Source organism: Kitasatospora cathayae (assembly GCF_027627435.1).
GTDB classification, from domain to species: Bacteria; Actinomycetota; Actinomycetes; order Streptomycetales; family Streptomycetaceae; genus Kitasatospora; species Kitasatospora cathayae.
In genome coordinates, this window is sequence record NZ_CP115450.1 from 7664614 (window position 1) to 7689238 (window position 24625).

The following is a 24625-nucleotide window of genomic DNA, read 5'->3' on the forward strand; positions in this document are numbered from 1 at the left end:
CTGGGACTCATGGACCTGCCCGTGATGCCGCCGGTGGAGCCGATGCTCGCCAAGTCGGTGGCCAAGATCCCGCCGGGGATGCAGTACGAGGCCAAGTGGGACGGCTTCCGCACGATCGTGTTCCGCGACGGCGACGAGGTGGAGCTCTGCAGCCGCACCGGCAAGCCACTGACCAGGTACTTCCCCGAGCTGGTGGAGGCCTTCCGGCGGGAGCTGCCGCCGCGCTGCGTGCTGGACGGCGAGGTGGTGATCGCCCGGGAGGGGCGGCTGCGCTTCGAGGAGCTGCTGGAGCGGATCCATCCGGCGGCGAGCCGGGTGAAGCTGCTCGCCGAGCAGACGCCCGCCTCATTCGTCGCCTTCGACCTGCTCGCCCTCGGTGACGACTCGCTCGTCGACGAGCCGCTCTCGGTGCGCCGCCCGGCGCTCGAGGCGGCGCTGGCCGGGGTAGCGGACCCGGTCTTCACCGCCCCCGCCTCCACCGACCGCGACGTCGCCGAGAGCTGGTTCGCCGAGTACGAGGGCGCCGGGCTGGACGGGGTGGTGGCCAAGCCGCTGGACCAGCCGTACCGGCCGGGCGAGCGGACCATGTACAAGATCAAGCACGAGCGCACCGCCGACTGCGTGGTGGCCGGCTACCGCGAGCACAAGAGCGGCCCGGTGGTCGGCTCGCTGCTGCTCGGCCTCCACGACGAGCAGGGCAAGCTCCAGCACGTCGGCGTCTGCGCGGCCTTCCCGATGGCCCGCCGCCGCGAACTGGTCGAGGAACTGGCCCCGCTCAGGATGGACGACCTCTCCCAACACCCGTGGGGCGCCTGGGCGGAGGAGGCCGCGCACGCCGAGGGCCGGCTGCCGGGGGCGGTCAGCCGCTGGACCGGCGGCAAGGACCTGTCCTGGATCGCGCTGCGCCCGGAGCGGGTGGTCGAGGTGGCGTACGACCACATGGAGGGCAGCCGTTTCCGGCACACCGCGCAGTTCCGCCGCTGGCGGCCGGACCGCACGCCGGAGAGCTGCACCTACGAGCAGCTGGAGGAGCCGGTCTCATACGACCTCGGCCAGGTGCTGGGGATCTGACGGCACGCAGCCGGAGGCCCGACCCGGGGCAACGGGTCGGGCCTCCGGCGCAGCGCCAGGCGGTCAGGACCGCACGGTGGCGGGGGAGGTGCCGGACGGGAGCGAGGGCGATCCGCTGCCCGAGGCGCCGGTCGACGGGGAGCCGGCCGACGGGGAGCCGGAGGCCGAGCCCGGAGCCGAGGGCGCGGGGGTCGCCGGCGGGACGGAGTAGACGTTCTTCGGCGAGACGATCTTGGTGATCTCGTTCGCGAACAGCGACGAAGGCTCCGAACCCTGGTACAGCACATCGGTGTTGAGCAGCAGCACCAAGGTGCTCTGGGCGTCCGGCAGGTAGACGGCCACGCTCTCGTAGCCCGGCATCGAGCCGTTGTGCCCGATCCAGCCGTTGTTGTTGAACAGCCCGAAGCCGTAGCTGACGCCCGGGTCGCCGGTCGGCAGGGTCTTCAGTCGCTCGGCCTGGCTGGCCGGACTGATGATCCCGCCGGTGGCCACGGTCTTGGCCCAGCTCTCCAGGTCGGCGAGCTGGGTGATGACCGCCCCGGCGGTCCACGCCCAGGACGGGTTCCAGTTGGTGGCGTCCTGGATCGACCCGTCGGGCGTCTGGTTGGTGTAGCCGTGGGCGTGCGGGTCGGGGAGGGTCCCGTCGGTGGGGAAGCTGGTCTTGGCGAGCGAGGCCGGCGAGAACACCTGGGCCTTCAGGAAGTCGCCGGCCGACTGCCCGCCGACCTTCTCGATCAGCTTGCCCAGCAGGATGTAGTTGCTGTTGTTGTACTGGAACTTGGTGCCGGGCGGGAAGACGGCGGGGTGCTTGTAGCCGTAGGCGAGCAGCTGGTCCGGGGTGAACACGTGCTGCGGGTCGCTGATCAGGTCGTTGACGAAGTCCGGGTCGGAGCTGTACGGGAACAGCCCGCTGCGCATGTCGCCGAGCTGGCGGACGGTGATCCCGTCGCCGCCGGGGACGCCGTCGACGTACTTGGAGATCGGGTCGTCCAGGGCCACCTTGCCCTGGTCCACCAGGCGCAGCACGGCTGTCGCCGTGTAGGTCTTGGTCTCGCTGCCGATCCGGGTGAAGAGCCCCGGGTCCATCGGCGTCCCGGCGGACTTGTCGGCGACGCCGAAGGACTTCTGGTACGTGCCGCCGGGCGTGATCAGCCCGACCGAGACGCCGGGGACAGAGGCCTGGCTCATCACCCGCTGGATCGCGGCGTCCAGCCGGGAGGTGACGTCGGGGGTCAGCGGCACCACCGCGCCGGAGGAGGCGTTCCCCGGGCTCGGCGAGGCGGTCGCCGAGGAGCTGGGCGAGGGGCTGAGCGCGGCGGGTTCGGCGATGACCGCCGGGTCGGCGGCCCGCGGGGCGGGCTTCGAGTCGCCGGAGCAGGCCGCGGTGGCGAGCAGGCCGGTCAGGGCCAGGGCGGCGGCGGTCGCGCGGCCGGCGGTGCGGACAGCGGCCGGGCGCGGCCGTCGGGGCTTGGTCATGGGTCGAGGCGCCTCTCTGGGGCGAAGGGCCCTTTGCTGAAACGGGCCCCGGAGCGCCTGCTCCACGGGGCCGCAGGGGAGCGTCGCCACCGTAAGCACCGCCGTCGGGGGCCCGCGCGCCGGTGGCGGCCCGGCTGGCCCGAACGGGCCCGACCCCCACCCGGGTGGCCGCTCCCGCTGGCGACTCCTTGTCAGGTACCCGGATGCGACGGCCGGTTGGTGTCGCCGCCGATGCCCCGCGCTCGGCCGGACGGGTGAGCACCGGCATGCCGCGACCGCCCTCGGCCCCAGCTCGGGCACGATCGTTTAGCCCAGCTGTGGCCGCCCTTAAGAATTCCTCGATGGACCGCACCCCCTCCCACCAGGCAGATTTCTGCCTGCCGGAGCGTGCCCGTCAGGAGCGGCCGAACCGCGCCCTCGGCCTCGCCCGCACCCGGAGGCCGTCCCCCGATCCGCACGTCAGGAGCCGTCGCCCGTGAAGGCACTCGTCAAGCACAACGCCGAGCCGGGGCTCTGGCTGATGGACGTCCCCAAGCCCGAGATCGGCCCCGGCGAGGTGCTGATCAAGGTGCTGCGGACCGGCATCTGCGGCACCGACCTGCACATCCGCAAGTGGGACGGCTGGGCGCAGCAGACCATCAAGACCCCGCTCGTCCTCGGTCACGAGTTCGTCGGCGAGGTCGCCGAGCTGGGCGCCGGCGTCGCGGACATCGCGATCGGCGACCTGGTCAGCGGCGAGGGCCACCTGGTCTGCGGCAAGTGCCGCAACTGCCTGGCCGGCCGCCGCCACCTGTGCCGCAACACCATCGGCCTGGGCGTCAACCGCGACGGCGCCTTCGCCGAGTACGTGGCGCTGCCCGCCTCCAACGTCTGGGTGCACCGGGTGCCGGTCGACCTCGACGTGGCCGCGATCTTCGACCCCTTCGGCAACGCCGTGCACACCGCGCTGTCCTTCCCGCTGGTCGGCGAGGACGTGCTGGTCACCGGCGCCGGCCCGATCGGCATCATGGCCGCCGCGGTCGCCAAGCACGCCGGCGCCCGCAACGTGATGATCACCGACGTCTCCCCGTACCGCCTCGACCTGGCCCGCCAGGTCGGCGTGACGCTGGCGCTCAACGTCGCCGAGCACACCATCGAGGAGGGCCAGCAGAAGCTGGGCCTGCGCGAGGGCTTCGACGTCGGCCTGGAGATGTCCGGCCGCCCCGAGGCGATGCAGTCGATGATCGCCAACATGACCCACGGCGGGAAGATCGCCATGCTGGGCCTGCCCGCCGACGACTTCGCCGTCGACTGGGCGCGCATCGTCACCTCGATGATCACCATCAAGGGCATCTACGGCCGCGAGATGTTCGAGACCTGGTACGCGATGTCCGTGCTGCTGGAGGGCGGCCTGGACCTCAGCCCGGTGATCACCGGCCGCTACGCCGCCACCGACTTCGAGGCCGCCTTCGACGACGCCGCGAGCGGCAACTGCGGCAAGATCATCCTCGACTGGACCGCCTGAGCACCCCGCTGACGCCAAAGGAGCCTGTTGTGTTCGACAACGTGCGCGCCGACATCGCCGCCACCCTCGACGAGATCCGCGAGGCCGGCCTGTTCAAGCCGGAGCGGGTCATCGGCACCCCGCAGAGCGCCGCGGTCACCGTCACCGGTGGCGGCCGCCCGGGCGAGGTGCTCAACTTCTGCGCCAACAACTACCTCGGCCTGGCCGACCACCCCGAGGTGCTCGCCGCGGCGAAGGACGCGCTGGACCGCTGGGGCTACGGCATGGCCTCGGTCCGCTTCATCTGCGGCACCCAGGACGTGCACAAGGAGCTCGAGGACCGCCTCTCGGCCTTCCTCGGCCAGGAGGACACCATCCTCTACTCCTCGTGCTTCGACGCCAACGGCGGCGTCTTCGAGACCCTGCTGGACGACCGCGACGCCGTCATCTCCGACGCGCTCAACCACGCCAGCATCATCGACGGCATCCGGCTCAGCAAGGCCCGCCGCCACCGCTACGCCAACCGCGACCTGGCCGACCTGGAGCAGCAGCTCAAGGAGACCCAGGACGCCCGCCGCCGCCTGATCGTCACCGACGGCGTCTTCTCGATGGACGGCTACGTCGCCCCGCTGCGCGAGATCTGCGACCTGGCCGACCGCTACGACGCCATGGTCATGGTCGACGACTCGCACGCCGTCGGCTTCGTCGGCGCCGGCGGCCGCGGCACCCCCGAACTGCACGGCGTGATGGACCGGGTGGACATCATCACCGGCACCCTGGGCAAGGCGCTCGGCGGCGCCTCCGGCGGCTACGTCGCCGCCCGCCGTGAGATCGTCGCCCTGCTGCGCCAGCGCTCCCGCCCGTACCTGTTCTCCAACTCGCTGGCCCCGGTGATCGCGGCCGCCTCGCTGAAGGTGCTCGACCTGGTCGAGCAGTCCAACGAGCTGCGCGAGAAGCTGGCGGCCAACACCGCGCTGTTCCGCACCAAGATGACCGAGGCCGGCTTCGAGATCCTGCCGGGCGACCACCCGATCGCCCCGGTGATGATCGGCGACGCGGCCAAGGCCGGGCGGCTCGCCGAACTCCTGCTGGAGCGCGGCGTGTACGTGATCGGCTTCTCCTACCCGGTCGTCCCGCACGGCCAGGCCCGGATCCGGGTGCAGCTGTCCGCCGCGCACTCCACCGAGGACGTCGAGCGCGCCGTCGCCGCCTTCGTGGACGCGCGCGCCGCGCTGGGGGAGTGACCGCCCGATAGACCGCCCGCGGGCCGGACCGCTCGGAACCGGACCGGCCCGCGGGCTCACAATCTCCGTGCGGCGGTGGCGAAATCGATTCACCCCCCGCCGCACGGTCACCAACCACCTGCCCCACCCTCCCGCTTCGGGGGTGGGACGCCGGCCCGCACCGGCGTCCCACCCCCGTTCGCGGTTCCGGTGCCACTGCACGTTACCGGCCAGTAATTTGGCTGATCATCACCTCCCCCGAGCCGCCGTCAGATCGTTAGGCTCGCCGCGATCACATCGGGTGAACAGAAGGAGCAGAGCGTGATGGCACGACCCCACCGGACTGGCGGTCACCGGGCAGTGAGCGCGGTCCTCGTCGCGGCACTCGGGCTCGGCGCGGGGGCGGTGGTGGCCCAACCCGCCGTCGCGGCACCGGTGTTGAGTGCTGCACCGGCGGCGTTCGGCGGCTTCCGGCTGGCGGACATCACCGCCGCGGACGGGGTCGTCCTCAAGGCCGACGTGTTCATCCCGCCCGCCGGGACGCCGGGCGCGGATGCCCAGGGTCGCTACCCGGTGGTGGTGCAGCCGGCGAGCTGGGGGCAGAACGACCTGGAGTACGTCGCCCAGGGGCACCGCTTCGCCGCCGCCGGGTACGTCGTCGTGACGTACACCGTGCGCGGCTTCTGGGGTTCGGGCGGGGAGGTGGACGTCGCCGGGCCCAAGGACGTCGCCGACATCTCGACGGTGATCGACTGGGCGCTCGCCCACACCCCGGCGGACCCCGACCGGGTCGGCATGATCGGACTGTCGCTCGGCGGCGGCCTCACGCTCCTCGGAGCCGCGTTCGACCCGCGGATCAAGGCCGTCGCCTCGCTGAGCGGCTGGGCCGACCTGACCGACGCGCTGTACAGCGGGCAGACCCGGCACACCTCCGCCGCCACCAGGCTGGCCACGATCGAGGGCCTGACCGGCCGCAAGAGCCCGGAGTTCGCGACCGCCCTGGACGACCTGTTCGCCGACCGCGACCTGCCCGAGGTGGTCAAGTGGGCGAACGTCCGCTCGCCCGCCACCTACCTGGACCGGATCAACGCCAACGGCACCGCCGTCTACCTCGCCAACGGCTGGAGCGACAGCTTCTTCAACCCCGGCCAGATGACCGACTTCTACCAGAAGCTCACCGTCCCCAAGCGCCTCGAACTGCGCCCGGGCGACCACGCCAGCCAGGAGTTCACCGGCCTGCTCGGCTTCTCCAACGCCACCTGGGACGGTGCCCGGGCCTGGCTCGACCGGTACCTCAAGGGATCGGGCGGTCTCAAGGGCACCGCGGGCGCCCGCGACGGAGTCGACCTGGAGGTCCGCCCGACCGGCGCCCACGAGGCGTACCCGGACTGGAGCTCCGTCAACTCCCGTACCGAGCAACTGACCTTCGGCGAAACCTCCACCGTCCGCGGCGACGAGCCCTCCGGCGCGAGCGGCGGCGTCGTGCTGCTCTCCGGCCTGGTCGACCAGTGGCTGCACCAGCCGCCGACCACCCTGGTGCCCCTGCTCGACCGCGACGCCGCGGCCGTCCGGCGGTCGCAGCCGTACTGGAAGGGCCTCTCCGTGCGCGGAGCCGCCCGGGTGCACACCACCGTCACCGCCTCCGCGCCCCAGGGCACGGCCGTCGCGTACCTCTACGACACGGACGCCCTCGGCGTCGGCCGCCTGATCGCGCACGCCCCGCAGAGCTGGAGCGGACGGCAGGCGGGCCGGTCCTTCCCGCTGGACGTGACGCTGTTCCCCGCCGCGTACGACCTGCCGGCCGGCCACCGGCTCACGCTCGTGCTCGGTACCCATGACGACCTGTACGGCGGCGAGACACCGAAGGGCAGCACGGTGACCTTCGGTCCGGCGGACGTCTCGCTGCCGGTCCGCTGACGTTCGCCTCCCAGCACAGCCCGCCCGGCTGCTCGGGCGGACCGTGGGTCAACAGCTGGGATGGATTCGATCGGCATCTACGTCAACTGTTGTAAGCGGCGCGGGGCCGGGCCGTGACCCGCCCCCGCGCCGGGCAGCTCACTGACGGCGCAGGAACACGTCGGTGAAGGTGTTGGTGGCACCCGGTACCAGGTTGGCGTCGTCCGCGGTGAAGACCACGGTGTCACCGGTGGCGTCGACGTACGGGTCGTAGGAGGTGCCGGTGCTCTGCGAGCCGTCCTCGGTGACGCTCACCCGCTCGACCCGTCCGGTCCACAGGTCGCGGCGGAACACGTCGGTCTGCTGGTTGGTGTCGCCGGGGACCAGGTTGTCCGCGTCGGAGTCGAAGTAGACCCAGCGGTCGTCGTAGGTCATGACGGGCCGGAAGGAGCTGCCGGTGGTCGTGGTGCCGGGCAGGAAGGTGCTGACCCGGGTGACCCTGCCGGTGGCCAGCTCGCGGGCGTAGAGGTCCATCCGGTAGCCGTGCATGCCGGACCGGAGGACGACGGGGACCGGCAGGCCGTAGAGGGCGTAGCGGCCGTCGAGGCTGATCCGGGGGCCGGCGGCGGCGCCGACCAGGGCGCCCGTGTCGTCCAGGCTGGCGCCGGTGACCGTGCCGGTGTCGGCCTTCCAGACGTAGTACGGGTAGAAGCGCTGCCCGGCGAGCTGGGCCGTCCCGGCCGCCGAGGGGGAGGCCGAGGAGGCCGGGTCCGTCGCGCCCGGGCCCGTCGCTGCCGCGTCCGTAGCGGGCGGCGGGAGGAGGTTGCCGGCCCGGGAGGTGAAGCCGACGGTGCGGCCGTCCGCGCTGATGCTCGGGTCGAAGGAGTTGTTGTCGGCGGTGCTGCCGCCGAAGCCGGTGCTGATCAGCCGGGTGGTGTGGGTCCAGCGGTCGGTGACGAAGACGTTCTCCTTGCCGCGGCGCACCCCCGGGGCCAGGTCGGTGCGGTTGGAGGCGTAGACGACGTAGCGGCCGTCCCAGCTCAGGCTGGGGCTGTCGACGGTGCGGATGGACTCGTCGTCGCCGGTGGTGAGGTTGCCCGTGGTGATCAGCTCGGTGCGCCCGGTCCAGAGGTCGCGGACGAAGACGTCGCTCGGGTGCTTGACCTGGCCGGGCACCACGTTGGTGGCGGCGGTGGTGAAGGCGACGTACCGGCCGTCTCCGCTGATCGAGCCGGCCGCGGTGCCGGCGTTCAGCCGGGAACCGTCGTCGGCGACGCTGACCCGCTGGACGTGCCCGTTGCGCAGGTCCCTGACGTAGATCTCGGAGTCGTTCGGGGTGCCGCCGCCGGGCAGCAGGTTGGTCGCGGCCGAGGCGAACAGCGCGGTGCGGCCGTCGGCACTCAGGCCGAGTGCGTACGAGCGGCCGTTGAGCTGCTCGCCCTTGGCGCCCTCGCTGACCCGGGCGGTGTCGCCCTTGGGCGGACGGGCCTCGGCGGCGGGCATCGCGGCACCGGCCACGACGGCGGCGACCAGGACGCAGGCGGCGCGGGCCAGCCGGCGGCGGGAACGTGCGGTGGTCATGGACTTCCTCCCCTGATGACGAGTGCCGGGCCCGCGTCTCCCCCGCGGCCCGGCTCGTTCATGAGCCAATCGCCGCCCGGCCCGGGCGGTCAACGGCCCGAAGCGATCTCCGCCCGAAATACGCCACCGGTGGTACGGGCGCCCGGAACGGCTCCCGGACGGGTTCGCCGAGCCGCGCTGGCAGAATTGGCCTGTGATCGACGCACGACGGCTGCGGACCCTGCGGGCCGTGGCGGACCACCGCACCGTGACCGCCGCGGCGGCCGCCCTCTACCTGACCCCCTCCGCGGTGTCCCAGCAGCTGGCCGCCCTGGAACAGGAGACCGGCCACCACCTGCTCGCCCGGGAGGGCCGGGGCGTGCGGCTGACCGCCGCCGGGGAGATCCTGCTCGGCCACGCCGACGCGGTGCTCGCCCAGCTGGAGCGCGCCGAGGCCGACCTCGCCGCCTACAGCGCCGGCGTCGCGGGCGAGGTCACCGTCGCCTCCTTCGCCACCGGCATCTCGCACGTGCTCGCCCCCGCGATCGGCCTGCTCGCCTCGCGCGCGCCGGGCGTCCGGCTCAAGGTGCTGGACGCCGAGGGCGACGCCAGCCTGCCGATGGTGCTGGACGGCCGGGCCGACCTCGCGGTGGCCGTCGAGTACCGGGGTGCCCCGCGCGCCGACGACGCCCGGCTCACCCGGGTCCCGCTGTACGCCGAGCCCTTCGAGGCCGTCCTGCCGTTGGCGCACCCGCTGGCCGCCGAAGCCGGGCCGCTCGCGGTGGCCGACCTCGCCGACGAGCCGTGGATCGGCCCCTACCCGGGCAACCCCTGCCACGACGTCGTCCTGCTGGCCTGCGAGCACGCCGGCTTCCAGCCGCGCCTGCTGCACTCCTCGGACGACTTCCGCGCCGTCGTCGCCCTCGCCTCCGCCGGCTCCGGCGTCGCCCTCGTCCCGCGCTCCGCCCTGCGCGGAGTCGACCTGGCCATGGTCGCCGTCCGCGCGGTCGACAGCGATCTCGCCACCCGCCGGGTCTTCGCCGCCGTCCGCGCCGGCGCCGACGGCCACCCGCTGATCCGTCCGGTCCTCGACTCCCTCGCCGAAGCCGCCGCCTCGGGGGCATAGGCGTGATGACGGAGATTCAGCGCCCGGCGCCACCCCCAGGAGGGACCTCACGCCCTCGACCGCTGTCATGCGTTTTCGATAGGTGGACGACAGGCACCGGTGCGTAGCATTGGTACATGCGTGTCTTGATCGTCGAGGACGAGCTGTACATGGCAGAGGCCATCCGTGACGGGCTGCGCCTGGAGGCGATTGCCGCGGACATCGCCGGTGACGGCGACACCGCCTTGGAACTGCTGAGCGTCAACGCCTACGACATCGCCGTCCTCGACCGCGACATCCCCGGCCCGTCCGGTGACGAGGTCGCCGAACGGATCGTCGCGGCGGGATCGGGCATGCCCATCCTCATGCTCACCGCCGCCGACCGGATCGACGACAAGGCCTCCGGGTTCGGGCTCGGTGCCGACGACTACCTCACCAAGCCGTTCAAGATGCGTGAACTCGTCCTCAGGCTCAGGGCGCTCGACCGCAGGCGCGCGTACATCAGGCCGCCCGTGCGGGAGATCGCGGGCCTGCGGCTGGACCCCTTCCGTCGCGAGGTCTACCGCGACGACCGCTACATCGCACTCACCCGCAAACAGTTCGCCGTGCTCGACGTGCTCGTCGCCGCCGAAGGCGGCGTCGTCAGCGCCGAGGAACTGTTGGAGCGGGCCTGGGACGAGAACGCCGACTCGTTCACCAATGCCGTACGCATCACGGTCTCGACTCTGCGCAAACGCCTCGGTGAACCCCAGATCATCGCCACCGTGCCCGGCGTCGGATACCGGATCATCACCCCGGCGGACATCGAGCGTGAGGGCAATGCGGGCGCCTAGGACACCGGGCTTGAGCGTCCGCCTCAAATTCGCCCTCAGCTATGCGGGTTTCGTCATGCTCGCGGGCGTGCTGATGCTGGCCACCGTGTGGGTGTACCTGCTGCGCGGCCTGCCCGGTGCGGCGAGCAGCCCCAACGGGCTCGTGCCCATCCGCACCATCGTGCTGCACGCCTACGCTCCGGCGGTGGCCGGAGTGCTGGTGTTCCTCCTGGTGTTCGGCCTGCTGGGAGGCTGGCTGCTCGCCGGCCGGATGCTCGCCCCACTGACCCGCATCACCGACGCCACCTCATTGGCCGCGAACGGGTCGCTCTCCCACCGGATCGAGCTGGAAGGCCGCCAGGACGAGTTCCGCGAGCTGGCCGACGCGTTCGACACCATGCTCGCGCGCCTCGAAGCGCACGTCACCGAGCAGCGGAGGTTCGCGGCCAACGCCTCCCACGAGCTGCGCACCCCGCTGGCGATCACGAGGGCCCTGCTCGAAGTGGCTCTCGACGACCCGGCGCGAGATTCGGGCGAGCAGTTCCGACGCCTCCACCACGTCAATGCCAGGGCGATCGACCTCACCGAGGCGTTGCTCCTGCTCAGCCGGGCCGACCAGCGATCCTTCACCCGGGAGCCCGTCGACCTGTCCCTGAACGTCGAGGAGGCCGTCGAGACGCTGCTTCCCATGGCGGAGAAGAACGGCGTCACCATCGAGGCCTCGGGCGACATCACCCCGACCATCGGCTCCCGCGCGCTCCTGCTGCAGATGACAGTCAATCTCATCCACAACGCGATCGTCCACAACCTGCCCGGTCGGGGCATCGTGTGGGTGACGACCGGCATCCATCCCGGAAGCGTGACGCTCACCGTCGAGAACACCGGCGAGATCCTCTCGGCGCAGCTGGTCTCGACCCTCACCGAGCCCTTCCAGCGCGGCACCGAACGCATCCGCCACGACCACGCGGGCGTCGGCCTGGGCCTGGCCATCGTCAAGAGCATCGTCCAAGCGCACGACGGAACCCTCACCATCGCCCCGCGCCCCGGAGGCGGCCTCCACGTCACGGTGCGGCTGCCGATCGCCCCTGCGCCGGCCAGGGGGCCTCTCGCCCACTGATGCACCCCGCACTCAGGGACTCACCGACATTCGACCGGTGAGTCCTTCCGCTTTCCGCTCCTCGCATTCCCCCATCGGTTCATTTCGCGACACCGAGGAATTTCCGAAGGTCGGAATCCGGGGCCGCGTCCAAGTGTCGGAAATGCTCGCTTGGACACCGACTCATGGACGGCGACTCGTGGACAGCGAGTCCGATCAGCACCATGGACCTGCGGACTTCGGTGTCGTCGGAGAGGGGATGTCCGTATGGTCATGATGCCGTCCATCGGGGGGGCGCCAAGGGCCGGCGGAGGCGACGATCCCGAGCCGGCCAAGCTCCGCCCTGAAACGCCACGCAGGGTGCTGGCCTATTTTCGCCCGTACACCGGCAGAATCGCACTCTTCGCAATCGGCGCCGTCCTGGAGTCGCTCATCGTGGTGGCGACTCCGCTGTTGCTCAAGCAGATCGTCGACGACGGGATCCTCAAGGGCGACTCCGGAGCCGTCACCCTGCTGGCCGGCCTCACCGCGGGGCTCGCCGTCCTCGACGCGTTGCTGCAGCTGGTGCTCGCCCACCTCGCCGGATCGATCGGGCAGGGGGTCAGCCACGACGTCCGGATCCAGTCGATCGAGCACGTCCAGCGGCTGCCGGTCGCGTTCTTCACCCGCACCCAGACCGGTGTGCTGGTCGGACGGCTCCACACGGATCTGATCATGACGCAGCAGGCGTTCAGCCAGCTGCTGATGGCGCTCCCCAGCGTGATCGGGGTCGTCCTGGTGATGGCCGAGCTGTTCTACCTGTCGTGGCTCGTCGCCGTCATCACGGTGGTGCTGATCCCGCTGTTCGTCGTTCCCTGGGTGTACGTGGGGCGAGTGACACAGCGGTACACCAGGCAGTCGATGGAGGTGAACGCCGGCCTGGCCGGCCTCCTCCAGGAGCGGTTCAACGCCCAGGGGGCGATGCTCTCCAAGCTCTTCGGCCGTCCGGACGAGGAGATGGCCGAGTACGAGGACCGGGCGGCAAGGCTGCGCGGGATCGGCGTGAGCGTCGTCGTCTACGGTCGGATGGCCTTCGTCATCATGATGCTGATCGCCGCGCTCGCCACGGCGCTCACCTACGGGGTCGGCGGCGGCCTCGTGCTCTCCGGAGTCTTCCAGCTCGGCACGCTGATCGCTCTCGCCGCCCTGCTCGGGCGGCTGTTCGGGCCGATCACCCAACTGTCCGGGATGCAGGCGAACGCGCTGGTCGTCCTGGTGAGCTTCGACCGGATCTTCGAGCTCTTCGAGCTGAAGCCGCTGATCGAGGAACGCCCCGACGCCGTCACGCTCACGCGGGACACGGCCCCGGAGATCGAGTTCGAGGACGTGTCGTTCCGCTATCCGGGCGCGGACGAGGTCTCGCTGCCGTCGCTGGAGCAGAACGTGCGTGGCGGAGGGGATCGAGGGGAGACGGCGCCGGAGGTCCTGCGCCACGTGAGCCTGCGGGCGCCGGCCGGAACCATGACCGCACTCGTCGGCCCGTCCGGCGCGGGGAAGAGCACTCTCACCCACCTGGTGTCCCGGCTGTACGACCCGACCTCCGGCACCGTCCGGGTCGGCGGACACGACCTTCGGGACCTCTCCTTCGGCTCGCTCCGCGAGGCGGTGGGCGTGGTCAGCCAGGACACCTACCTCTTCCACGACACGATTCGGGAGAACCTTCGCTACGCCCGTCCGACCGCCACCGAGGACGAGCTGATCGAGGCGTGCAAGGGAGCCCAGATCTGGGACTTGATCGAATCCCTCCCGAGGGGGCTCGACACCGTCGCCGGAGACCGCGGCTACCGGCTGTCGGGCGGGGAGAAGCAGCGACTGGCCATCGCCAGGCTGCTCCTGAAGGCGCCCTCGGTCGTCGTGCTCGACGAGGCCACCGCTCACCTGGACCCCGAGTCGGAGGCCGCCGTCCAGCGGGCCCTCAGGACCGTGCTGCGCGACCGCACCTCCCTGGTGATCGCCCACCGGTTGTCCACGATCCGTGAGGCCGATCAGATCGTCGTGATCGACGACGGAGGCGTCCGGGAGCGCGGGACGCACGAGGAGCTGCTGGCCGAGGGCGGACTCTACGCGGAGCTCTATCACACGCAGTTCGCCGGGCCGGGCGGCAACGGCGCCGTGCCCGAAGGCAATGGGGCCGGGCCGGTCCACCAGATGGTTCCTGAAGGGGGACGATGAATTCCGCAGCGCTGGCCACGCCGACGGTGCCGGAGCTGTTCGCCCGCCAGGTGGAGCGGACGCCCGACGCAGTGGCCGTAGTTGATGGGGACCGGGCGCTGACCTACCGGCGGCTGGACGAGCTCGCGGGCCGGCTGGCCGGGCGGCTGATCGGTCGGGGCGTCCGCCGCGGCGACCGCGTGGCGGTCCTGATGGAACGCTCCGCGGACCTGGTGGTGACGCTGCTCGCGGTATGGAAGGCGGGAGCCGCGTACGTGCCGGTGGATGCCGCCCATCCCGCGCGGCGGGTGGCGTTCGTGGTCGCGGACTCGGGGGCGTCCCTGGTGGCGTGTTCGGCCGCGGCGCGCGACCGCGTTCCGGAGGGGGTCGAGTCGATCGTCGTCACGGACGAGGTTCCGGGCGACGCGCCGACGGTCCCGGTGGGTCCGGGGGACCTGGCGTACGTGATGTACACCTCCGGGTCGACCGGGGTCCCGAAGGGAGTGGCCGTCCCGCACCGGAGCGTCGCGGAGCTGGTGGGGGACCCCGGCTGGGCGGTGGACGCCGGTGACGCGATCCTCGTGCACGCGCCGCACGCCTTCGACGCGTCCCTCTTCGAGATCTGGGTACCGCTCGCCTCGGGCGCCCGCGTGGTGATCGCCGAGCCGGGCGCGGTGGACGCCCGGCGTCTGCGGGAGGCGGTCGCCGCTGGCGTGACGAAGGTGCATCTGACCGCGGGGAGCTTCCGCGCGCTGGCCGAGGAGTCACCGGAATCCTTCGCCGGCCTCCACGAGGTGCTGACGGGCGGCGACGTGGTGCCCGCGGCCGCGGTGGAGAAGGTGCGAAGGGCGATCCCCCGAGCGCGGATCCGGCACCTGTACGGTCCGACGGAGACGACGCTGTGCGCGACGTGGCACCTGCTCCGGCCGGGCGATGCGCTGGGCCCCGCCCTGCCGATCGGCCGTCCGCTTCCGGGCCGCCGGGCCCAGGTGCTCGACGCGTCGCTGCTGCCCGTGCCGCCGGGTACGGTCGGCGACCTCTACCTTTCCGGCGCCGGCCTCGCGGACGGCTACCTGGACCGGGCGGCGCTGACGGCGGAGCGGTTCGTGGCGGATCCGTCCGTACCCGGCGGCCGGATGTACCGGACAGGGGATCTCGCCCGCTGGACCGCCGACGGCGAGCTGCTGTTCGCGGGCAGGGCCGACGACCAGGTGAAGATCCGCGGGTTCCGGATCGAGCCGGGTGAGATCGAGGCCGCGCTGACCGCCCGGCCGGATGTCCACGAGGCCGTCGTGGTGGCGATCGACGGTCGCCTGATCGGCTACGCGGTGACGGACGTGGATCCCGTCGTCCTCCGTGGGCGTCTCGGGGCGATGCTGCCGGAGTACATGGTCCCGGCTGCCGTGATCACGCTGGACCGGCTTCCGCTCACCGCCAACGGCAAGGTGGACCGGGCGGCGCTGCCCGCGCCCGTCTTCGGGGGGAATGCCGGGGGCCGCGAACCCGCCACCGAGGCGGAGCGCGTCCTGAGCGGGCTGTTCGCCGAGCTGTTCGGCCTGGACCGGGTCGGTGTCGACGAGGACTTCTTCGCCCTGGGCGGCGACTCGATCTCCGCGATGCGGCTGGCGGCCCGCGCGTCCGGGGCCGGTCTGCTGGTGACGCCCTCCCAGGTCTTCGAGGAGAGGACCCCCGCACGGTTGGCGTCCGCGGCGCGTCCGGTACCCGCCGACGCCCCCGACGCCCGTCCCCTGGTCGCTCTCACCGCGGAGGAGGAGAGCGAGCTGGCGACCGCCGTACCGGGTGCCGAGGAGGTCTGGCCGCTCGCCCCGCTCCAGGAAGGGCTGCTCTTCCAGTCGAGCCTCGAAGAAGAAGGCCTCGACATCTACCAGGCGCAGTGGATCCTGGAGCTGAACGGGCCGTTGGACGTGGCCCGGCTCCGGGCCGCGTGGGAGGCGGTCTTCGCACGGCACGCCGGGCTCCGGGTGAGTTTCGTACGGCTCGCGTCGGGGAGGGCGCTCCAGGCCGTCGCCGGACACGTCGTCCTGCCCTGGCGGGAGGTCGACCTCACGGGCGTGAACGACGCCGAGGCGGCCGTCGAGGCCCTCGCCCGGCGGGAACAGGAACAGCGGTTCGACCTGGCCGCGGGCCCGCTGTTCCGGCTGCTGCTGGTCCGGATCGGCGAGGACCGGCACCGCCTGCTGGTCGTCCACCACCACATCCTGACCGACGGCTGGTCGGTGGCGGTCATCCTCAACGAGGTGGCCGAGGCGTACGCGGGCGGCGGCCGGCTCCCGGAGCGGATCGGTGCGGCGTCCTACCGGGACTACCTGGCCTGGCTGGATCGGCAGGACAAGGACGCGGCCCGCGCGGCCTGGCAGGCGGAGTTGTCCGGCCTCGACGGGGACGCGTCGATCGCGAGGACGGCCGCCGGGACGGGATACGAGTACCGCATCGCCCACGTCATGCCGGAGCTCTACACCAGGCTGACGCAGGTGGCCCGTGACCACGGGCTGACGCTGAACACGATGGTGCAGGGCGCGTGGGCGATGGTGCTGGCCCGGCTCGCGCGGCGCACCGAGGTGGTGTTCGGCACGACGGTCGCCTGCCGTCCCGCGGAGCTCCCCGGGGTGGAGTCGATGCCCGGTCTCATGATGAACACCGTGCCGGTCCGGGTGGCGCTGGACGGCGGGCAGACGGTCGCCGACCTGCTCACCGGTCTGCAGCAGCGGCAGGCGGCCCTGATCCCGCATCAGCACCTGGGACTGCCCGAGATCCAGAGAGCGGGCGGGCCGGGTGCGAAGTTCGACACGCTGCTGGTGTTCGAGAACTATCCGCGGGACTTCGCCGACCGGTTCACGTACCTGGGCACGGTCGAGGGCACCCACTATCCACTGACCCTCGGCATCATCCCGGGGGACCGACTCAGGATCCAACTCGCCTACCGGCAGGGGCAGATCGAGGAGACCGTCGCCGAGTCCGCGCTGGGATGGTTCGTCGGTGCCCTCGGCGCGATGGCCGCCGACCCTTCCGGGTTGGTGGGGCGGCTCGGTGTGGCCGGGGGCCGGGTGAGCCGCTCGGACGCGGCGCTGGCGGTGGGGGAGTCCTTGCCGGTGCTGGTGGCGCGGGTCGTGGCGGAGCGGCCGCACGAGGTGGCGGTGGTGGACGGCGACGGCGAGCTGACCTTCGAGCGGCTCTGGGAACGGGCGTCGGCGCTCGCCGCCGTGCTGAGGGCCCGAGGGGCCGGACCGGAGTCCCGGGTGGGCCTCGTCGTGGGGCGGTCGGCGTGGTGGGTGGTCGGGATGCTGGGGGTGTCGCTGGCCGGAGGCGCCTTCGTTCCGGTGGATCCCGGGTATCCGGCCGAGCGCGTGCGACTGCTGCTGGGAGACGCGGATCCCGTGCTGGTGGTGTGCGAGGGGAGGACGTGGGACGCGGTGCCCGAGGAGTTCGCCGACCGGTCGGTGGTGATCGACGAAGTGGATCTCGCGGCGGGCCCGGATGCGGTGCCGCCGCGGGTGGGGCCGGACGACGCGGCGTACGTGATCTACACGTCGGGATCGACCGGAACCCCGAAGGGGGTCGTCGTCACCCACGCGGGCCTGGGGAACCTGGCGGCGGCACAGATCGACCGGTTCGCCGTGTCGCCGTCGTCACGGGTCCTGCAGTTCGCGGCGCTGGGCTTCGACGCCACGGTCTCGGAGGCGCTGATGGCGTTGCTCTCGGGGGCGACGCTGGTGATGGCGCCGGAGCGGGACCTGCCGCCGCGGGTGTCGCTGGCCGAGGCACTGGAGCGGTGGGGCGCCACTCACGTGACGGTTCCGCCGTCGGTGCTCGCCACGGCCGACATGCTGCCGGCGGGGCTGGAGACGGTGGTGGTGGCGGGGGAGGCCTGCCCACCGGGCCTCGCGGATCGCTGGTCGGAGGGACGGCGGCTGATCAATGCCTACGGGCCGACCGAGACCACGGTGTGTGCCGCGATGAGCACGCCGCTGACGGCGGGCCGGGACGTGGTCCCGATCGGGGCACCGATCGCGGGAGGCCGCTGCCACGTACTGGACGCGTTCCTCCGGCCGTTGCCGCCCGGGATCACCGGTGAGCTGTACGTGGCGGGGATAGGGCTGGCCCGTGGCTACCTGGGCCGTACGGCGCTGACGGCGGAGCGGTTCGTCGCCGATCCCTTCGCCGCCGGCGAGCGGATGTACCGGACGGGAGACCTGGCCCATCTGACGAGCCGCGGTGAGCTGGTGTTCGCCGGGCGGGCCGATGACCAGGTGAAGCTCCGTGGCTTCCGGATCGAGCTCGGCGAGATCGAGTCCGTCCTGTCCGGCCACCCGCGGGTCGCTCAGGCGGTGGCGGTCGTCCGGGACGACCGGCTGCTGGCCTACGTGTCGCCGGCCGAGGTCGATCCGGACGCGGTGCGGGAGTACCTCGCCTCCCGGCTGCCCCAGCACATGCTGCCCGCTGTGGTGGTGCTGGAAGCGCTGCCCACCACCCCGAACGGGAAGATCGACCGCGGCGCGCTGCCCGACCCCGATCCCACCGCCGGGACGGTCGGTCGAGAGCCGGTCACGGAGTACGAACGGGTGCTGTGCCGGCTGTTCGCCGAGGTGCTCGGCCTGGAGCGGGTCGGCGCGGACGACAGCTTCTTCGCCCTGGGCGGAGATTCGATCACCGCCATGCAGCTGGTGGCGCGGGCGCGGCGGGCCGGACTGGCCCTCGCCGAGCAGGACGTCTTCGGGCAGAAGACGCCGGAGGGACTCGCGCGGCTGGTGCCGGAGTCGCCGTTGCCGGAACGCGCCCGGCCCGCGACGGCCGACGGTGTGGGCGAGGTGCCGTGGACGCCGGTGATGAGAATGCTGGGCGACGGGATCACCGGTGCGGGATTCGCGCAGTGGGTGGTGGTGGGCGCGCCCGTGGATCTGGGCGAGGGGGTCCTGGCCGCCGCGCTGGCCGCCGTGGTGGACACGCACGACATGTTGCGAGCACGCGTGGAGCAGGGACGCCTGATCGTGGGTGACCGCGGCTCGGTGGACCCGGCCGGTCAGGTCCGGCGAGTGGGGCTCGGCGCGGGCTCGTTGGACGAGGCCGTGGCGGGCGCGGTGCGGGACGCCGTGGGACGGCTGGACCCGGAGACGGGCGTGATGGTGCAGGCGGTGTGGGTGGACGCCGGGCCCGGCCGGGTGGGCCGACTGGTGCTGGTGGTGCACCATCTGGCCGTCGACGGAATGTCGTGGCGAGTCCTGGTACCGGATCTGCGGGAAGCGTGCGAGGCGGTCGCGGCGGGACGGACTCCCGCGCTGGAGCCGGTGGCGGTGCCGTACCGGCAGTGGGCGCGCCTGCTGGAGGAATGGGCGGCCACGGCGGAACGGGTCGGCGAACTGCCGGCGTGGCAGGCGATCCTGGGCGAGGGGGACGGGCCGATCGGCGGGCCGCAGGTGAGCCCGGGAAGCACGCGCTCACGGTCGTGGGCGATGTCGGGGGCCGAGGTGTCGGCGCTGCTGGGCCCGGTTCCGGTGCTGTTCTACTGCGGGGTCCACGAGGTGCTGCTCGCGGGCTTGGCGGGGGCGGTGGCGCGCTGGTCCGGCGGTCACGTGGTGCTGGTGGACGTGGAGAGCCACGGCCGTCACGCGGTCGGCGGGCTGGACCTGTCCCGGACGGTCGGCTGGTTCACCAGCGTGCATCCGGTGCGACTGGACACGTCGGGGATCGACCTGGCGTCCGGAGATCTGCTGAAGGCGGTGAAGGAGCAGTCGCGGGCGGTGCCCGGTGACGGGCTCGGCCATGGGCTGTTGCGTCATCTGAACGCCGAGACCCGACCGGTGCTGGAGGCCATGCCGGCGCCCCGGATCGGATTCAACTACATGGGCCGGTTCGTCGTGGGCCGGCAGAACGACGTGGCGCAATGGCAGCAGGCCGGAGACATCGGCGGTTCCCTGGATCCGGCCATGGCACTGCCGCATGCGCTGCAGGCCGATGCGGTCGTCCGGGAAACGCCGGAGGGCCCGGAACTGACGCTCATGGTGAGCTGGCCGGCCGGCCTCTTCGAGGAGGCCGAGATCGAACGGTTCGGCCGGCTGTGGTGGGACGTGCTGTCCGGCCTGGCCCGCCTGGCGGACGATTCCTCCGCCGGGGGACACACCGCGTCCGACTTCGGTCTTCTCGACCTCGATCAGGACGAGATCGAGGGTTTCGAGGCGATAGCGGCGCACTTCGGAGGAGGCCAGGAATCGTGACCGAGTCGACCACGTCCCCCGGATCGGCGCTCGCGGAGATCTGGCCGCTGTCACCGATGCAGGAGGGAATGTTCTACCACTCCTCCTTCGACGACGAGGCCCCCGACATCTACGTCATCCAGCAGTCCCAGCTCATCGACGGGCCGCTGGACCCGGAGCGGCTCCGGATGTCCTGGCAGGCCCTCCTCGACCGGCACGCGACGCTTCGGGCCTCCTTCCACCGGCGGAAGTCCGGCCAGACGGTCCAGCTCATTCCCCGGGAGGCGGAACTCCCGTGGACCGAACGCGACTTGTCCGGCCTGGCCGAGGAGGACGCGCTCGCCGAGGCGACCGTGATCGCGGAGAAGGAGCGCGCCAGGGGATTCGATCTGACGCGGCCTCCGCTGCTGCGGTTGACGCTGATCCGGCTCGGCCCGGAGCGGCACTGTCTCGTGACGACGAGCCACCACCTGCTCATGGACGGGTGGTCGCGGGCGATCCTCGAGTCGGAACTCCTCGAGGTCTACGCGGCCGGCGGCGTCGTGTCGGGTCTGCGGTCAGCGGCCTCCTACCGGAACCATCTGGCGTGGCTGGGGCGGCAGGACAAGGACGCCGCCCGGGCGGCCTGGCGCGCGGAGCTGTCCGGTGCCGACGGATCGGCGCTCGGCATCCCCGAACGGCCCGGCCGGGCTCCGGAACTGCCGGTCCGGAAGGTGATCCGCCATTCACCGGCCTTCACCTCCGCCCTGGTGGAGTTCGCCCGCGGCCACGGGCTGACCCTGAACACCGTGGTGCAGGGCGCGTGGGCGCTGGTGCTGGCCCGACTGGCGCGCCGCCGGGACGTGCTCTTCGGCGCGACGGTCTCCGGGCGTCCGGCAGACCTGCCGGGCGCGGAGGGCATGGTGGGGTTGTTCATCAACACCGTGCCGGTGCGCGTGCGGCTGGACGGGGCGAAGACCGTCCTGGAGACGCTGACGGAGCTGCAGGAGCGGCAGTCCGCACTGATCGCGCACCAGCACCTCGGGCTCCCGGAGATCCGGAAGCTCGGAGGGGCGGGCCTGGACACGATCGTGGTGTTCGAGAACTACGTCGATCCCGCGGCGGGCTCGAAGTCCCCGCGCGATCTGAGCCTGACCCTGCGGGAGTTCCACCAGGCGTCCCCCTACGCGATCACTCTGGGCGTCCTGCCGGGCGAGAGCATCGAGACCGAGCTGCAGTACCAGCCGGGGATGGTCGACGCCTCGGTCGCCGAGACCGCTCTCCACTGGCTCCTTCGAGCCCTGGAACGGATGGTCGCGGAGCCGGGCACCCCGGTGGGCCGCCTGGACCTGGTGAGCGACGCCGAACGTGAGCTGGTCGTCGACCGGTGGAACGAGACGGGCGACCCGATCGCCGCGCCGACGGCGGTGGACCTCTTCCGCCGGCAGGTGGAGAAGGCTCCGGACGCGACGGCGATGACGGCCGGCGGCCGGGACTGGTCGTACGCGGAACTCGACGAGTGGTCAGGCCGGCTGGCGCGGGTGCTGAAGGACCGGGGCGTGCGACGCGGCGACCGCGTCGGTGTCCTGCTGGAACGTTCGCCGGACGTGCCGGCGGCATGGCTCGGGGTGTGGAAGGCGGGAGCGGCGTTCGTGCCCGTCGATCCGGACTACCCGGCGGACCGGGTCGCGTTCATGTTGTCCGACGCCGCGGTCGCCGCGGTGGTGTGCAGTGCCGGGACCGCGGCCGCCGTGCCCCCGGGCCACGAGCTCATCACGATGGACGCCGCCGTCGACGGTGAGACCTCGCTGGTCCCGATCGGGGCGGACGATCTGGCGTACGTGATGTACACCTCGGGGTCGACCGGCGCGCCGAAGGGCGTCGCCGTCCCGCACGGCGGCGTCGCGGCCCTGGCGGGAGACCCGGTGTGGGGCGTCGGAGCGGGCGACGCCGTGCTGATGCACGCGCCGCACACCTTCGACGCCTCCTTGTACGACCTCTGGGTGCCGCTCGTCTCGGGCGCACGGGTGATGCTCGCCGAGCCGGGTGTGGTCGACGCGGAGCGCCTCGCCGCCCAGGTCGCCCGGGGCCTCGTCTCGGTGAACATCACGGCGGGCCAGTTCCGGGCGCTGGCGCAGGAGTCGCCGGAGTCCTTCGCGGGGTTGCGCGACGTGCTGGCGGGCGGCGACGTGGTGCCGCTCAGCGAGGTGGAGCGGGTCCGGCGGGCCTGCCCCGAGCTGGTCGTCTGGCACACCTACGGTCCGACGGAGACCACCCTGTGCGCGACCTGGAAGGCGATCGCGCCCGGCGACCGGCTGGGATCGGTCCTGCCGATCGGTCGCCCACTGCCGGGCCGGCGGCTGTACGTGCTGGACGTCTTCCTGCGTCCGTTGCCTCCGGGCGTCGCGGGCGATCTCCACATCGCGGGCGCAGGGGTGGCGCACGGCTATCTGGACCGTCCGGGGCTGACTGCGGAGCGGTTCGTCGCGGACCCGTTCGCCCCCGGGCAGCGCATGTACCGGACGGGCGACGTCGCGTACTGGACGGACGAGGGCGAGCTGGTGTACGTCGGGCGGTCCGACGACCAGGTGAAGATCCGCGGCTACCGGGTCGAGCCGGGCGAGGTCGAGGCGGTGCTGGCCGAGCGGCCGGGCATCGACCAGGCCGTGGTGGTGGCCCGCGAAGGGCGCCTGATCGGCTACGTCGTGTCCGGCGGCGGCATCGATCCGGAACGGCTGCGCGAGGACGTCGCCAGGGCGCTGCCGAGCTACCTGGTGCCGGCGGCGGTGGTGGTCCTGGACGCACTGCCGGTGACGGCCAACGGCAAGGTGGACCGGGCGGCGCTGCCGGACCCCGACTTCGGCGGACGCGTCACCGGCCGGGAACCGGCCACCGACGCCGAGCGGACGCTGTGCGCGCTGTTCGCCGAGGTCCTCGGCCTGGAACGGGTCGGCGCGGATGACGGCTTCTTCGAGCTGGGCGGGGACTCCATCACCTCGATGCAGCTGGCGGCGCGGGCCCGTCGGTCCGGAATGGCCTTCGGCGCGCGCGAGGTGTTCGAGCACCGGACCCCGGCGGGAATCGCCCGGATCCTCGACCTGGACGGCGATCCGGCCGCGTCGCCCGACCCGGCCGAGGGCACCGGAGACGTCGCCTGGACGCCGATGATGGAGGTGGCGGGGACGGGACCAGCGCAGTGGGTGACCGTCGGCGCTCCCGGCGATCTGGCGGTGGACGCGCTGGCGGCCGGGCTGAGCGTGGTGATCGACGCTCATGACATGCTGCGGAGCCGGATCGTCGAGGCGGCCCCGAAGCCCCGGGTGGTCGTGTCCGGCAGGGGCGCGGTGGACGCCGCGAACCTGATCGAGCGGGTGGAGGCGAACCCCGGGGACCTCGACGAGGTCGCGGAGCGGTGTGCTCGGGAGGCGGCCGCGCGGCTGGATCCCGCCGCGGGTGTGATGGTCCGTGCGGTGTGGGTGGACGCGGGACCCGGCCGGGTCGGACGGCTCGTGCTGGCGGCGCATCCGCTGGCGGTCGACGCGTGGTCGTGGCAGATCCTGCTGCCGGACCTCAAGGCCGCCTATGAGGCCGTCGCCGCGGGCAGGGAGCCGGTGCTCGCCCCTTCGGACGTCTCGTACCGGCGATGGGCGGCCGCACTGGCGGAGCAGGCGACCGCCCCGGCACGCGTCGCGGAGCTGACCGCGTGGACGGCGCTCCTCGACGAGGCGGAGCCACGGCTGGGCGAGCCCGGCGGCGGCCAGGCGGCGGGACGCCGGTCATGGACCCTGCCGAAGGACCGCGCGGGCGCGCTCGTGGAGCAGGTCACCTCGGCCTTCCACTGCGGTGTCCACGAGGTGCTGCTGGCAGGCCTGGCAGGCGCGGTGGCGCGGTGGCGCGGAGTCCACGTGGTGCTGGTGGACGTGGAGGATCACGGCCGTCACCCGGCCGGCGGAATGGATCCGTCCCGGACGGTGGGCCGGTTCACGAGCGTGCACCCCGTGCGGCTGGACGTGGGCGGGACCGACCCGGCCTCCGGGTCGTTGCTGAAGGCGGTGAAGGAGCAGTCGAGGGCGGTGCCCGGCGACGGACTCGGCTACGGGCTGCTGCGATATCTGAACGGTGAGACGGGACCGGTACTGGAAGCCGCACCGTCGCCCCGGATCGGGTTCGCCTACCGGGGCCGGTCCGCCACGGGCGAAGTGCGGGAGTGGCAGCGGTCCGGAGGAATCGGCCGTTCACCGGCCCCCGACACGAGGCCGTCGCACGCACTGGAAACCGAGGCGGTCGTCCGGGAACTGCCGGACGGCCTGGAACTGGCGCTCGCGGTGAGTTGGCCGGCCGGTCTCCTCCCGGAGGCCGAGATCGAACGGTTCGGCCGGGTGTGGCTGGACGTGTTGTCCGCCCTGGCCCGCCTGGCGGGTGATCGCTCCGCCGGGGGGCACACCGCGTCCGATTTCGACCTCCTCGACCTGAACCAGGACGAGATCGAGGAACTCGAAGCCGAGTTCGACGACGACCTTTAAGC

At 72.4% G+C, this 24625-nt stretch carries 12 protein-coding genes; 10 read left to right on the plus strand and 2 right to left on the minus strand.

The features are described from left to right. Positions 1–9: 9 nt before the first annotated feature. On the plus strand, positions 10–1071 hold the full coding sequence (locus O1G21_RS34260) for an ATP-dependent DNA ligase (RefSeq protein ID WP_270149209.1): 1062 nt from the start codon (positions 10–12) through the stop codon (positions 1069–1071). Positions 1072–1134: 63 nt separating this feature from the next. Here the strand turns inward: O1G21_RS34260 and O1G21_RS34265 are convergent, their stop codons facing one another. Then, positions 1135–2547 (minus strand): serine hydrolase domain-containing protein, encoded by a 1413-nt coding sequence (locus tag O1G21_RS34265; RefSeq protein WP_270149211.1) that lies wholly within the window; start codon positions 2545–2547, stop codon positions 1135–1137. 475 nt (positions 2548–3022) lie between these two features. Here O1G21_RS34265 and tdh point away from each other — a divergent pair, with 475 nt between their 5' ends. The 3 genes from tdh (at position 3023) to O1G21_RS34280 (ending at position 7170) form a co-directional block, all read left to right on the plus strand. Next, the gene (tdh, locus tag O1G21_RS34270; protein WP_270149213.1) at positions 3023–4051 is read left to right on the plus strand and encodes an L-threonine 3-dehydrogenase; all 1029 of its coding nucleotides are present in this window, start codon (positions 3023–3025) and stop codon (positions 4049–4051) included. Between the two features lie 29 nt (positions 4052–4080). Continuing rightward, the gene (locus O1G21_RS34275) at positions 4081–5274 is read left to right on the plus strand and encodes a glycine C-acetyltransferase (protein ID WP_270149214.1); all 1194 of its coding nucleotides are present in this window, start codon (positions 4081–4083) and stop codon (positions 5272–5274) included. A gap of 303 nt (positions 5275–5577) precedes the next feature. Then, entirely contained in the window at positions 5578–7170 is a 1593-nt protein-coding gene (locus O1G21_RS34280) for a CocE/NonD family hydrolase (RefSeq protein WP_270149216.1), read from the plus strand. A 138-nt stretch (positions 7171–7308) separates the two neighbouring features. Here the strand turns inward: O1G21_RS34280 and O1G21_RS34285 are convergent, their stop codons facing one another. Beyond that, positions 7309–8730, minus strand: coding sequence for a TolB-like translocation protein (locus O1G21_RS34285; protein WP_270149217.1), 1422 nt, complete (start codon positions 8728–8730; stop codon positions 7309–7311). Positions 8731–8923: 193 nt separating this feature from the next. Between O1G21_RS34285 and O1G21_RS34290 the strand changes: the two genes are divergently transcribed. From O1G21_RS34290 to O1G21_RS34315, 6 genes are all read left to right on the plus strand, one after another. Further along, positions 8924–9835: a LysR family transcriptional regulator gene (locus O1G21_RS34290; RefSeq protein ID WP_270149219.1), complete on the plus strand. Its 912-nt coding sequence runs from the start codon at positions 8924–8926 to the stop codon at positions 9833–9835. 116 nt (positions 9836–9951) lie between these two features. Further along, positions 9952–10647 (plus strand): response regulator transcription factor, encoded by a 696-nt coding sequence (locus O1G21_RS34295; RefSeq protein ID WP_270149221.1) that lies wholly within the window; start codon positions 9952–9954, stop codon positions 10645–10647. Further along, positions 10634–11743, plus strand: a complete 1110-nt coding sequence (locus O1G21_RS34300; RefSeq protein ID WP_405000751.1) for a sensor histidine kinase — start codon at positions 10634–10636, stop codon at positions 11741–11743. Before O1G21_RS34295 ends, O1G21_RS34300 begins: the two co-directional genes overlap by 14 nt. A gap of 339 nt (positions 11744–12082) precedes the next feature. Then, entirely contained in the window at positions 12083–13933 is a 1851-nt protein-coding gene (locus O1G21_RS34305; RefSeq protein WP_270149223.1) for an ABC transporter ATP-binding protein, read from the plus strand. Then, the gene (locus O1G21_RS34310) at positions 13930–20142 is read left to right on the plus strand and encodes a non-ribosomal peptide synthetase (RefSeq protein ID WP_270149224.1); all 6213 of its coding nucleotides are present in this window, start codon (positions 13930–13932) and stop codon (positions 20140–20142) included. Before O1G21_RS34305 ends, O1G21_RS34310 begins: the two co-directional genes overlap by 4 nt. Next, on the plus strand, positions 20139–24623 hold the full coding sequence (locus O1G21_RS34315; protein ID WP_270149225.1) for an amino acid adenylation domain-containing protein: 4485 nt from the start codon (positions 20139–20141) through the stop codon (positions 24621–24623). Before O1G21_RS34310 ends, O1G21_RS34315 begins: the two co-directional genes overlap by 4 nt. The last annotated feature ends 2 nt before the right edge of the window (positions 24624–24625 follow it).

What these genes read in the sequence shown, in the direction of transcription:
- O1G21_RS34260 (WP_270149209.1), top strand. Translation starts at nt 10, where the DNA reads ATGGACCTGCCCGTGATGCCGCCGGTGGAGCCGATGCTCGCCAAGTCG.
- O1G21_RS34265 (WP_270149211.1), bottom strand. Translation starts at nt 2,547, where the DNA reads ATGACCAAGCCCCGACGGCCGCGCCCGGCCGCTGTCCGCACCGCCGGC.
- O1G21_RS34280 (WP_270149216.1), top strand. Translation starts at nt 5,578, where the DNA reads ATGGCACGACCCCACCGGACTGGCGGTCACCGGGCAGTGAGCGCGGTC.
- O1G21_RS34285 (WP_270149217.1), bottom strand. Translation starts at nt 8,730, where the DNA reads ATGACCACCGCACGTTCCCGCCGCCGGCTGGCCCGCGCCGCCTGCGTC.
- O1G21_RS34295 (WP_270149221.1), top strand. Translation starts at nt 9,952, where the DNA reads ATGCGTGTCTTGATCGTCGAGGACGAGCTGTACATGGCAGAGGCCATC.
- O1G21_RS34300 (WP_405000751.1), top strand. Translation starts at nt 10,634, where the DNA reads ATGCGGGCGCCTAGGACACCGGGCTTGAGCGTCCGCCTCAAATTCGCC.
- O1G21_RS34310 (WP_270149224.1), top strand. Translation starts at nt 13,930, where the DNA reads ATGAATTCCGCAGCGCTGGCCACGCCGACGGTGCCGGAGCTGTTCGCC.